Below are 12,500 nucleotides of genomic sequence, written 5' to 3' on the forward strand. Positions count from 1 at the left end.
AGAAGGGGTGCTTTCTTAACGGAAAGCCGCAGTGAATAGGCCCAAGCGACTGTTTAGCAAAAACACAGGTCTCTGCGAAGCCGTAAGGCGAAGTATAGGGGCTGACACCTGCCCGGTGCTGGAAGGTTAAGGAGAGGGGTTAGCGTAAGCGAAGCTCTGAACTGAAGCCCCAGTAAACGGCGGCCGTAACTATAACGGTCCTAAGGTAGCGAAATTCCTTGTCGGGTAAGTTCCGACCCGCACGAAAGGTGTAACGATTTGGGCACTGTCTCAACCAGAGACTCGGTGAAATTATAGTACCTGTGAAGATGCAGGTTACCCGCGACAGGACGGAAAGACCCCGTGGAGCTTTACTGTAGCCTGATATTGAATTTTGGTACAGTTTGTACAGGATAGGCGGGAGCCATTGAAACCGGAGCGCTAGCTTCGGTGGAGGCGCTGGTGGGATACCGCCCTGACTGTATTGAAATTCTAACCTACGGGTCTTATCGACCCGGGAGACAGTGTCAGGTGGGCAGTTTGACTGGGGCGGTCGCCTCCTAAAGTGTAACGGAGGCGCCCAAAGGTTCCCTCAGAATGGTTGGAAATCATTCGTAGAGTGCAAAGGCATAAGGGAGCTTGACTGCGAGACCTACAAGTCGAGCAGGGACGAAAGTCGGGCTTAGTGATCCGGTGGTTCCGCATGGAAGGGCCATCGCTCAACGGATAAAAGCTACCCCGGGGATAACAGGCTTATCTCCCCCAAGAGTCCACATCGACGGGGAGGTTTGGCACCTCGATGTCGGCTCATCGCATCCTGGGGCTGTAGTCGGTCCCAAGGGTTGGGCTGTTCGCCCATTAAAGCGGTACGCGAGCTGGGTTCAGAACGTCGTGAGACAGTTCGGTCCCTATCCGTCGTGGGCGCAGGAAATTTGAGAGGAGCTGTCCTTAGTACGAGAGGACCGGGATGGACGCACCGCTGGTGTACCAGTTGTTCTGCCAAGGGCATAGCTGGGTAGCTATGTGCGGAAGGGATAAGTGCTGAAAGCATCTAAGCATGAAGCCCCCCTCAAGATGAGATTTCCCATAGCGTAAGCTAGTAAGATCCCTGAAAGATGATCAGGTTGATAGGTTCGAGGTGGAAGCATGGTGACATGTGGAGCTGACGAATACTAATAGATCGAGGACTTAACCATATAATATGAAGCAAATGTTATCTAGTTTTGAAGGAATATACCTTCAATAGTTTGGTGATGATGGCAGAGAGGTCACACCCGTTCCCATACCGAACACGGAAGTTAAGCTCTCTAGCGCCGATGGTAGTTGGGACCTTGTCCCTGTGAGAGTAGGACGTCGCCAAGCAACTTTAAGACGAGTCAGAATGACTCGTCTTTTTTGTGTTTAATGAAATAAGCTTGTTATCTATGGGTTTCTTTAGTCATAGATGACAAGCTTATTTGCGTAAAAGTAAAGGTATTACTTCTATTTATTATAGTTTCACTTTATTTTTTATATCGATAAGCTCAAAACGTTCACAAACGAGTAGTATATCTTCAGAAAAACCAAGGCCAAGCTCATGTAGTTCCTTTGTAAAGAACTGTATATGGGTGTCTCTCCAGTAATTATAAGTAAGATCGCCTTCACCCTCAGCTATAGCAAATTCTTCAGTTACTTCATTCATTGGTGTTACAGTTACTTCTATTGTTTTAATTATAGCTACAGGTTCATCTTGACTATTGAGTACAATACTATAATCATTGGTTGTTGGTAGCGGTTCGTTTTCTAATTCATAAAAAATATGGCCGGAGCATGTTGCGGTTTTCACACCATCAATGACTAGTTTAGCGAGATAATCAGGAGAATCACCAAATTGCCAAGCTGTAACAGATTTCGGTTTTTCATTGTTCCCCCAATAAGTATCCCAATATGTTTGTGCTAATGGATTCATTTGTATTTTTACCTCACTTTAGCTAAAGTTGATTTTCTTTATAAACCCTGGACAATTTGCTTATTTGTAATAGCTTTGTAGTCATTTGAAATTTGTATTACGGATTAATAAAGGTAATACGCTGAATGAATAGGGTTTGTAAACACGTTCTATCCATTTATGGCCATCATTCTCGTAGACGCCCATAGTAATAGACGGGATGTTTAATTTGCGGATTATTTCATATGGTAATGGATATAGTTGTTATGTAGTCTATTTGTGATTTGTGCTGCAATAAAATTAGGGTTAATGCCAGACAATGTATCGCCTACGTGTACTTCTCTTCCGTAAATATAGAAACAAGGAAGAAGCTTGCTAGCAGTACCTGTATAAATGTAGCGCTGAGTATCTTCATCATATAAAAGGGTTATAAAATCATTGTTAATGGCCAAACGATACTGTAATTGTTTTTCTTGCTTTAGTCTTTCGAATTCGGTTAAGGCAGAGATAATCCCACGATGTTCTCCTTCTTCATCTCCAATGAATAAGAGTAGTAGATTTCCTTTGAGTAAATGCATATGTTCTGAGAAGTATAGTATATTGGCTAGATGAATGGTAGCACCGCTTTTCATATCAAGAGAACCACGGCAAAACAACCACTCTCCAGATTTTGCGTCGGCTTGAACATTTGTATCACTTTTGTAGGTTTGAAAATATTGTTTTAGTGTTTCGGGAGAGAAAGCATGTTCTTTTAACGATCCGAAATCTTCAATGCTGACTGTATCTAGGTGTGAATGATAAATGATAGTAGAGGGGGGAGGCGTTTTTCTTTTAAAAATGCAAATACATTTTTTCTACCTATTGTATCATGAGGTACATATTGAATCCATACGTGTTCAGAGTGCTTTTTAAAATACTATATAGTTCATCTATAATACTGACCTTGCCATCGCTGCCGTTAATACTATTAAATGAAACTAAATGCTTCGTCAACAATTCGATCTGCTTTTCTAATGGTAAAGCTTACAGTTATTTGTATATAGACATAGGATGAAACCTCCTTAAATCTTATAATTGGGAGTCTTTCGTAGAGAAGATAAGTGCAAGTGAAAAAACTATAGTACGATTACTTAAATACAAGGAAGTAGCGGTACGGAACATTCGTTCTATAGTGGTGTAATGGGCATATTCAATCAATTGAGGTGTTTATTTTTAATTCAGTATATGTGTTTAAGGAAGAAATGCTATTACTAGGTTCGGATTTCAAGTGTAGCTTTTGATCTTACATATTTTAATGATTAGTTCAAAGAATATTCGGATTATTAATGGTGGTGTATTACCACTATGCCATATTGAAGTGAGTAATACTAGAGGTGAAATAGATGAAAACCGATATTCCTTGAATATCGGTTTAATAATATGTGGCTTATATGAAGCTATAGCGATACGAAAAGTGTAAATAAGATGGCTAACAAAATACGATAATATGCAAAAGGTTTTAAACCTATCTTTTCTAAAAGCTTCAGGAAAGTTACTACCGCTAGCATTGCTACTATAAAAGAGGTAATGAATCCTATAGCAAACATAGGAATATCATCCACACTTAAATACTTCCAACTTTTTAATAAGTCTAAGCCTGTAGCTCCAACCATTACAGGAAGGGCGATGAGAAAAGAGAACTCAGATGCAGCCTTATAATTTACTTTCGCTAATAGCCCTCCAGAAATAGTAGAGCCAGCTCTAGAGAAGCCAGGATATACTGCTAAGCATTGAAATAATCCAATTGTTAATGCTTGACGGTATGTTAAATCATCTAGTGAAAAAGCGGTTACCTCTGCTTTTTTTGCTTCTGCAAAAATCATAAGAAATGCTCCTGCTACAAGTCCGATTACGACAGTATACGGCTGGAATAAGTATGTTTTAATAACATCATGTAATAATAAGCCAACAACTACTGCTGGGAATACACCAAGAAAAACATGTAATGCATTGAATTTTTTCTCTTTCCGAAGAAGGGGTTTAATATTACATAAAGAAACAAGACGTTTATGATATAAAATCGCGATAGCTAAAATTGCCCCTAACTGTATGACAATTTCAAACGTTTTTGCCCTTTCTCCTTCAAAACCTAACAAATGTCCGACTAATATAAGATGGCCAGTAGAAGAGATGGGTAAAAATTCAGCTAACCCTTCTACAATGCCAAGTATGAAGGCAATGATAAGATCGCTCATAGTTTCACTCCTATAAATTAATGAATATCTACTCTTTTAAAATAGAATAGTGTTGTAATAAATCCGAAAATAGCTGTTACTGCAATGATGATATAAGAATACTCTGGTGGATAATTCGGTTGTAATTCGTTATTTGCTATATCTAGAGTAGCGGTCCATGGGAATAGGTCTTTATGTTTTGAATTTACGATCATAAGGTTAGTCATTGTAATAATGATTGTTAATATAATAGGCGGTACATAGGTCTTCATTACAAGGGTTAGTAGTACAATAGGTGAAGACAAAAGAAAGAGAAGTCCACCACATATTAAAAATTTTATGAGAGAGCCTAAAAGTAAGGTGATACTAAACCCAGGGAAGCTACCTATTAGCCCTAATAATAAAGTTAGCGCCCAAGCAACTAAAGTTAGCATCATGATCCAAAGGAATAGAAGGATAAACTTACTTATAATAAAGCTAATACGTGATACTGGGATAGTTAGCAAGTTTTTTAATGTATCTTCCGTGTATTCACGGGTAAATAGATAAGCGATTACAACTCCATATAAGGGGAATCCTATAATTAAAGTAGTGTATAGGTTAACTTCAGTGAACAGTTGACCAAATAAAATAGTTGGAGTAGGCTGCTTTGTCTTCATGTGTATATAAGAAGCTACAACCACTAAAAATGGCGCGACACCTGCTCCGATAATACTAATCAAAAACATATTGGATCGTTTCAATTTTAATAGTTCTGTATAAAGCAGATTAACCAATTGTGCCACCCCCAACTAGTTTGGTGAAATAATCTTCTAGTCTATCTTCGCTCATCACAATTTTTAATACTTCAATATCGTTACGAACCAACGTTCTATTAATGTGTCCTTGCTGTCCAAAGTGAGAATAAACGCGAATATTTCCTTCATCATGTACCTCATAATCAAAAATTTGAAAATGATTTTCTAATAGCATCGCAGCTTTATTATCATTATTTACTTGGAATTCTATGTACTTACGATTGGCTTTACGCAGTGTATCAAGAGAAACTTCTTCTAATAACCTTCCTTCATGAATAATTCCCATACGATCGACTAGTTGTTCCACCTCAGCTAATATATGACTAGAAATGAGTATCGTTATATTTCTGTCTTGAGCTAAAGATTTAATGAGTTTTCGCATTTCTTTAATACCGATTGGATCTAGGCCGTTAGTTGGTTCATCTAGTATGAGTAGTTCAGGATAATGGAGAAGAGCACGTGCAATTCCTAAGCGTTGCTTCATTCCTAAAGAGTATTTTCCTACTATTTTTTTTGTTTCGTGCTGCAAGCCTACAATTTCTAATGCTTCTTCAATTGCAGTCCTTTTGTGAACTCCAATTATCTTTGCATTAATTAATAAGTTCTCTCTTGCAGTTAAGTTTTCATAAAATCCTGGGACTTCAACGATAGAACCAATTCTTCTTAAAATGTCTTTTGGATTCCGAAGTAAATCCTCACCGAATATTTCTATATTTCCACTTGTAGGTTTTATAAGACTAAGCAGCATACGGATTGTAGTTGTTTTACCAGCACCGTTACGCCCTATGAATCCATAAATCTCTCCTTGTCGTACATTCATATTTAGATTATCTACTGACTTTTGGGTCCCATAAACTTTAGTAAGGTTTGTCGTTTTTATAATTGTATTTATAGGGGGCACCTACTTTCTATAAGTTCTTAATTACATAATAAAAAGGAAGGTTTAACTGCATATTAATCATTTCTTAACTATTTCTTAAAAGTAGTGTGTTTTGGGACGGAAAAACCAAAAGTAGTTCGTTCCCGGGGAATACTGTCAACCCATATACGCCCACCATTTTTTTCAACGAGGGCTTTAGAAATAGAAAGGCCGAGGCCACTACCACCGTAAGAAGGATTTCTTGATTGTTCGCTGCGGTACATCCGCTTAAATACGTTTTGTAAATCATGTTTTGGAATACCGGGTCCCTTGTCCCAAATAAGAAGCTCATATTCTGTATTGGTTTCTAGTAGTTCGACTCCTACTATTTTCCCAGCTTTTCCGTGATGGATAGCGTTTTTTATTAGATTACCTATAATTCGTATAAGGCTAAGGTGATCTGCAATAATAGGAGAAGTAGATTCTGGTATGAGAACTTGTAGTTCAATGTTATGTTTTGATAGCTCGGGTAAAAATTCGATTAATACTTCTCTAGTAACTTCAGAAAAATCGAGTTCTTCTTCTTTTAATGGAAATTCATCAGCATCTAGCTTGGCCATATTAAAGATTTCATCGACCAGATGTTTTAAGTCATTCGATTTCTTATAAAGTATTTCAAGATATTCTTGCTTTTCTACTTCAGAAGTAGCGACATCATCTTTTAAAGCATCAATATATCCAATAATAGAAGTGAGTGGTGTCCGGATATCATGTGAGATATTAGATAAAAGTTGTTTTCTAGCTTCTTGGGATTTCCTTGCTTCGATCTGACCCTTTTCTAATGCAGCTATTAATTCGTTTATTGAAAACACGATATTATTTAATGAACGGTCGTTATTTGTGAATAGCCTCGTTTGTAAATTCCCTTTAAGTGCACGGCTTAATTTAGTAACCATCGATTCGTTGCTTTGAATAAAGTGAACTCTTGAAAAGAAAAGGTATATTGTGATTATGATAAGAGCAATAAATAAAGATACTTTTACATGGTATCCCATATCTATATTTAAAAGTCCGCAAATGATAAGTTGTAATGAAATAAGAAAGAGGACCTTATCAATTTTCAACCTTTTCACCTACAAACTTATAACCGATTCCCCATACAGTCTGAATAAATTTTGGATTGGAAGAATTGATTTCTATTTTCTTTCTAAGCTTTCTAATATGCACCATAACGGTATTATCATCTTCTATATAATTATCGTCCCATACATTTCGAAAGAGTTGTGTTTTTGTAAATACTTGCTCTGGGTTTGAAGCGAAGAATTTTAATAGTTCAAGTTCTTTTCCAGTTAAGTTGATTTCTTTTCCGTTCGTATGGACTGTGTATTTTTTAAAATCGATAGTTAGTCCTTTAAATGTTAAAGCTGTTTTCTCTTGTACGTTAGTATTACTTCCAAGAACTAAAAAACGTCGCATAAGAGCTTTTACTCTTGCAACCACTTCGTGAATACTGAAAGGTTTCGTAATATAATCATCAGCACCTATGCTTAAGCCCAGAATTTTATCAACTTCGTGATCTTTAGCAGTTAGCATTAATATAGGAATGTTAGTTGTATCTCTAAGTTTTCTGCACACTTCGATACCATCTACTTTCGGCATCATAAGATCTAATATAACGAGGTTGTAGTTATTTTGGTTAAATAAGCACAACGCTTCTTCGCCATTAATTGCAGTATCTACCATATATAATTCTCGCTCTAAATATCTTTTTAATAAGTCTCGAATTTCTTTATCGTCATCTGCTATAAGAATACGTATATCTTTCATATCGTCACCTGTTTCTAATAGAATGTTATTGATATTACAATTTGATAAACAAAGGGGAATAGGGAGCGGTAATAAAAAATAAAGCAACTTTCTAATTATATACTATTAATTGTTAAAATAAGGTTGCTAGTTTAGCTGAAAAGAATCAATCGTATGAGTTCGGTAAGATGGGGGAAGTAAGTCCTTTGTAATAGAGAAGTGTCTAAATTGAAAAGTATGTAGAAGAATAGATTAGTAAAGAAAAGTAGACGAGGGTTTCTATTTAAATGGAATCTTTATAGGTCCGTATCTAGAGCTAAAAGAGTACGAAGGTATTAAATTAAATATCTTTATAAAAAGGTGTTGACGATTATCCTATAGAGGTGTAATATAGAACAAGTCGCCGATAGCAACAACGCAGAAAGCGACAAAAGAAATAAAAAAACTTGGTTGACATTGAAATATGAAAATGTTAACATAAGGGAGTCGCAAATGAGCGGCAGACAAGTTCTTTGAAAACTGAACGAAACAAACAACGTGAACGTCAATTTTTATTTTTAGATGCTAGACAAACTAACTTTATTGGAGAGTTTGATCCTGGCTCAGGATGAACGCTGGCGGCGTGCCTAATACATGCAAGTCGAGCGAATGGATTAAGAGCTTGCTCTTATGAAGTTAGCGGCGGACGGGTGAGTAACACGTGGGTAACCTACCCATAAGACTGGGATAACTCCGGGAAACCGGGGCTAATACCGGATAATATTTTGAACTGCATAGTTCGAAATTGAAAGGCGGCTTCGGCTGTCACTTATGGATGGACCCGCGTCGCATTAGCTAGTTGGTGAGGTAACGGCTCACCAAGGCAACGATGCGTAGCCGACCTGAGAGGGTGATCGGCCACACTGGGACTGAGACACGGCCCAGACTCCTACGGGAGGCAGCAGTAGGGAATCTTCCGCAATGGACGAAAGTCTGACGGAGCAACGCCGCGTGAGTGATGAAGGCTTTCGGGTCGTAAAACTCTGTTGTTAGGGAAGAACAAGTGCTAGTTGAATAAGCTGGCACCTTGACGGTACCTAACCAGAAAGCCACGGCTAACTACGTGCCAGCAGCCGCGGTAATACGTAGGTGGCAAGCGTTATCCGGAATTATTGGGCGTAAAGCGCGCGCAGGTGGTTTCTTAAGTCTGATGTGAAAGCCCACGGCTCAACCGTGGAGGGTCATTGGAAACTGGGAGACTTGAGTGCAGAAGAGGAAAGTGGAATTCCATGTGTAGCGGTGAAATGCGTAGAGATATGGAGGAACACCAGTGGCGAAGGCGACTTTCTGGTCTGTAACTGACACTGAGGCGCGAAAGCGTGGGGAGCAAACAGGATTAGATACCCTGGTAGTCCACGCCGTAAACGATGAGTGCTAAGTGTTAGAGGGTTTCCGCCCTTTAGTGCTGAAGTTAACGCATTAAGCACTCCGCCTGGGGAGTACGGCCGCAAGGCTGAAACTCAAAGGAATTGACGGGGGCCCGCACAAGCGGTGGAGCATGTGGTTTAATTCGAAGCAACGCGAAGAACCTTACCAGGTCTTGACATCCTCTGAAAACTCTAGAGATAGAGCTTCTCCTTCGGGAGCAGAGTGACAGGTGGTGCATGGTTGTCGTCAGCTCGTGTCGTGAGATGTTGGGTTAAGTCCCGCAACGAGCGCAACCCTTGATCTTAGTTGCCATCATTAAGTTGGGCACTCTAAGGTGACTGCCGGTGACAAACCGGAGGAAGGTGGGGATGACGTCAAATCATCATGCCCCTTATGACCTGGGCTACACACGTGCTACAATGGACGGTACAAAGAGCTGCAAGACCGCGAGGTGGAGCTAATCTCATAAAACCGTTCTCAGTTCGGATTGTAGGCTGCAACTCGCCTACATGAAGCTGGAATCGCTAGTAATCGCGGATCAGCATGCCGCGGTGAATACGTTCCCGGGCCTTGTACACACCGCCCGTCACACCACGAGAGTTTGTAACACCCGAAGTCGGTGGGGTAACCTTTATGGAGCCAGCCGCCTAAGGTGGGACAGATGATTGGGGTGAAGTCGTAACAAGGTAGCCGTATCGGAAGGTGCGGCTGGATCACCTCCTTTCTATGGAGAATTGATGAACGCAGTTCATCAATAAACGTTGACTTGTTTTGTTTCGTTCAGTTTTGAGAGAACTATCTCTCAAGTTTAAATGTATGTTCTTTGAAAACTAGATAACAGTGTAGCTCATATTTTTTTAATTTTAGTTTGGTTAAGTTAGAAAGGGCGCACGGTGGATGCCTTGACACTAGGAGTCGATGAAGGACGGGACTAACGCCGATATGCTTCGGGGAGCTGTAAGTAAGCTTTGATCCGAAGATTTCCGAATGGGGAAACCCACTATACGTAATGGTATGGTATCCTTACCTGAATACATAGGGTATGGAAGACAGACCCAGGGAACTGAAACATCTAAGTACCTGGAGGAAGAGAAAGCAAATGCGATTTCCTGAGTAGCGGCGAGCGAAACGGAATCTAGCCCAAACCAAGAGGCTTGCCTCTTGGGGTTGTAGGACATTCTATACGGAGTTACAAAGGAACGAGGTAGACGAAGCGACCTGGAAAGGTCCGTCACAGAGGGTAACAACCCCGTAGTCGAAACTTCGTTCTCTCTTGAATGTATCCTGAGTACGGCGGAACACGTGAAATTCCGTCGGAATCTGGGAGGACCATCTCCCAAGGCTAAATACTCCCTAGTGATCGATAGTGAACCAGTACCGTGAGGGAAAGGTGAAAAGCACCCCGGAAGGGGAGTGAAAGAGATCCTGAAACCGTGTGCCTACAAATAGTCAGAGCCCGTTAATGGGTGATGGCGTGCCTTTTGTAGAATGAACCGGCGAGTTACGATCCCGTGCAAGGTTAAGCTGAAGAGGCGGAGCCGCAGCGAAAGCGAGTCTGAATAGGGCGTTTAGTACGTGGTCGTAGACCCGAAACCAGGTGATCTACCCATGTCCAGGGTGAAGTTCAGGTAACACTGAATGGAGGCCCGAACCCACGCACGTTGAAAAGTGCGGGGATGAGGTGTGGGTAGCGGAGAAATTCCAATCGAACCTGGAGATAGCTGGTTCTCCCCGAAATAGCTTTAGGGCTAGCCTTAAGTGTAAGAGTCTTGGAGGTAGAGCACTGATTGAACTAGGGGTCCTCATCGGATTACCGAATTCAGTCAAACTCCGAATGCCAATGACTTATCCTTAGGAGTCAGACTGCGAGTGATAAGATCCGTAGTCAAGAGGGAAACAGCCCAGATCGCCAGCTAAGGTCCCAAAGTGTGTATTAAGTGGAAAAGGATGTGGAGTTGCTTAGACAACTAGGATGTTGGCTCAGAAGCAGCCACCATTTAAAGAGTGCGTAATAGCTCACTAGTCGAGTGACTCTGCGCCGAAAATGTACCGGGGCTAAATACACCACCGAAGCTGCGAATTGATACCAATGGTATCAGTGGTAGGGGAGCGTTCTAAGTGCAGTGAAGTCAGACCGGAAGGACTGGTGGAGCGCTTAGAAGTGAGAATGCCGGTATGAGTAGCGAAAGACGGGTGAGAATCCCGTCCACCGAATGCCTAAGGTTTCCTGAGGAAGGCTCGTCCGCTCAGGGTTAGTCAGGACCTAAGCCGAGGCCGACAGGCGTAGGCGATGGACAACAGGTTGATATTCCTGTACCACCTCTTTATCGTTTGAGCAATGGAGGGACGCAGAAGGATAGAAGAAGCGTGCGATTGGTTGTGCACGTCCAAGCAGTTAGGCTGATAAGTAGGCAAATCCGCTTATCGTGAAGGCTGAGCTGTGATGGGGAAGCTCCTTATGGAGCGAAGTCTTTGATTCCCCGCTGCCAAGAAAAGCTTCTAGCGAGATAAAAGGTGCCTGTACCGCAAACCGACACAGGTAGGCGAGGAGAGAATCCTAAGGTGTGCGAGAGAACTCTGGTTAAGGAACTCGGCAAAATGACCCCGTAACTTCGGGAGAAGGGGTGCTTTCTTAACGGAAAGCCGCAGTGAATAGGCCCAAGCGACTGTTTAGCAAAAACACAGGTCTCTGCGAAGCCGTAAGGCGAAGTATAGGGGCTGACACCTGCCCGGTGCTGGAAGGTTAAGGAGAGGGGTTAGCGTAAGCGAAGCTCTGAACTGAAGCCCCAGTAAACGGCGGCCGTAACTATAACGGTCCTAAGGTAGCGAAATTCCTTGTCGGGTAAGTTCCGACCCGCACGAAAGGTGTAACGATTTGGGCACTGTCTCAACCAGAGACTCGGTGAAATTATAGTACCTGTGAAGATGCAGGTTACCCGCGACAGGACGGAAAGACCCCGTGGAGCTTTACTGTAGCCTGATATTGAATTTTGGTACAGTTTGTACAGGATAGGCGGGAGCCATTGAAACCGGAGCGCTAGCTTCGGTGGAGGCGCTGGTGGGATACCGCCCTGACTGTATTGAAATTCTAACCTACGGGTCTTATCGACCCGGGAGACAGTGTCAGGTGGGCAGTTTGACTGGGGCGGTCGCCTCCTAAAGTGTAACGGAGGCGCCCAAAGGTTCCCTCAGAATGGTTGGAAATCATTCGTAGAGTGCAAAGGCATAAGGGAGCTTGACTGCGAGACCTACAAGTCGAGCAGGGACGAAAGTCGGGCTTAGTGATCCGGTGGTTCCGCATGGAAGGGCCATCGCTCAACGGATAAAAGCTACCCCGGGGATAACAGGCTTATCTCCCCCAAGAGTCCACATCGACGGGGAGGTTTGGCACCTCGATGTCGGCTCATCGCATCCTGGGGCTGTAGTCGGTCCCAAGGGTTGGGCTGTTCGCCCATTAAAGCGGTACGCGAGCTGGGTTCAGAACGTCGTGAGACAGTTCGGTCCCTATCCGT

At 42.0% G+C, this 12,500-nt stretch carries 7 protein-coding genes and 4 rRNA genes (2 of these 11 running past the window's edge); 4 read left to right on the forward strand and 7 right to left on the reverse strand.

What is annotated here, in order from left to right; translation table 11 throughout:
• Both MHI07_RS01560 and rrf read left to right on the forward strand, forming a co-directional pair.
• A 23S ribosomal RNA gene (locus MHI07_RS01560) occupies nt 1-1,175 on the forward strand (it extends 1,747 nt beyond the left edge of the window).
• A 50-nt stretch (nt 1,176-1,225) separates the two neighbouring features.
• A 5S ribosomal RNA gene (gene rrf / locus MHI07_RS01565) occupies nt 1,226-1,341 on the forward strand.
• Between the two features lie 127 nt (nt 1,342-1,468).
• Here rrf and MHI07_RS01570 read toward each other — a convergent pair.
• The 7 genes from MHI07_RS01570 to MHI07_RS01600 all read right to left on the reverse strand — a co-directional run bounded on the left by MHI07_RS01570 (nt 1,469) and on the right by MHI07_RS01600 (nt 7,602).
• Entirely contained in the window at nt 1,469-1,927 is a 459-nt protein-coding gene (locus MHI07_RS01570) for an ASCH domain-containing protein (protein ID WP_002063537.1), read from the reverse strand.
• 215 nt (nt 1,928-2,142) lie between these two features.
• Complete coding sequence (locus MHI07_RS01575; RefSeq protein ID WP_340821561.1) at nt 2,143-2,538, reverse strand: hypothetical protein; 396 nt, start codon at nt 2,536-2,538, stop codon at nt 2,143-2,145.
• A gap of 804 nt (nt 2,539-3,342) precedes the next feature.
• On the reverse strand, nt 3,343-4,140 hold the full coding sequence (gene bacA / locus MHI07_RS01580; RefSeq protein WP_340821563.1) for an undecaprenyl-diphosphate phosphatase: 798 nt from the start codon (nt 4,138-4,140) through the stop codon (nt 3,343-3,345).
• Between the two features lie 17 nt (nt 4,141-4,157).
• Nucleotides 4,158-4,895 (reverse strand): ABC transporter permease, encoded by a 738-nt coding sequence (locus MHI07_RS01585; RefSeq protein WP_016103374.1) that lies wholly within the window; start codon nt 4,893-4,895, stop codon nt 4,158-4,160.
• Nucleotides 4,888-5,817, reverse strand: coding sequence for an ABC transporter ATP-binding protein (locus MHI07_RS01590; RefSeq protein ID WP_340821567.1), 930 nt, complete (start codon nt 5,815-5,817; stop codon nt 4,888-4,890). Before MHI07_RS01590 ends, MHI07_RS01585 begins: the two co-directional genes overlap by 8 nt.
• Before the next feature lie 68 nt (nt 5,818-5,885).
• Entirely contained in the window at nt 5,886-6,899 is a 1,014-nt protein-coding gene (locus tag MHI07_RS01595; RefSeq protein WP_133059463.1) for a sensor histidine kinase, read from the reverse strand.
• Nucleotides 6,889-7,602, reverse strand: a complete 714-nt coding sequence (locus MHI07_RS01600; protein ID WP_002159510.1) for a response regulator transcription factor — start codon at nt 7,600-7,602, stop codon at nt 6,889-6,891. Before MHI07_RS01600 ends, MHI07_RS01595 begins: the two co-directional genes overlap by 11 nt.
• A 558-nt stretch (nt 7,603-8,160) precedes the next feature.
• On the opposite strand from MHI07_RS01600, the gene MHI07_RS01605 reads away from it, so the two are divergent.
• Together MHI07_RS01605 and MHI07_RS01610 are read left to right on the forward strand one after the other, a co-directional pair.
• A 16S ribosomal RNA gene (locus MHI07_RS01605) occupies nt 8,161-9,712 on the forward strand.
• Between the two features lie 146 nt (nt 9,713-9,858).
• Nucleotides 9,859-12,500 (forward strand): 23S ribosomal RNA (locus MHI07_RS01610) (it continues 280 nt past the right edge of the window).
• Together the 16S and 23S rRNA genes form the textbook arrangement of a ribosomal RNA operon.

This window comes from Bacillus sp. FSL H8-0545 (assembly GCF_038006105.1).
Lineage (GTDB): Bacteria > Bacillota > Bacilli > Bacillales > Bacillaceae_G > Bacillus_A > Bacillus_A cereus_U.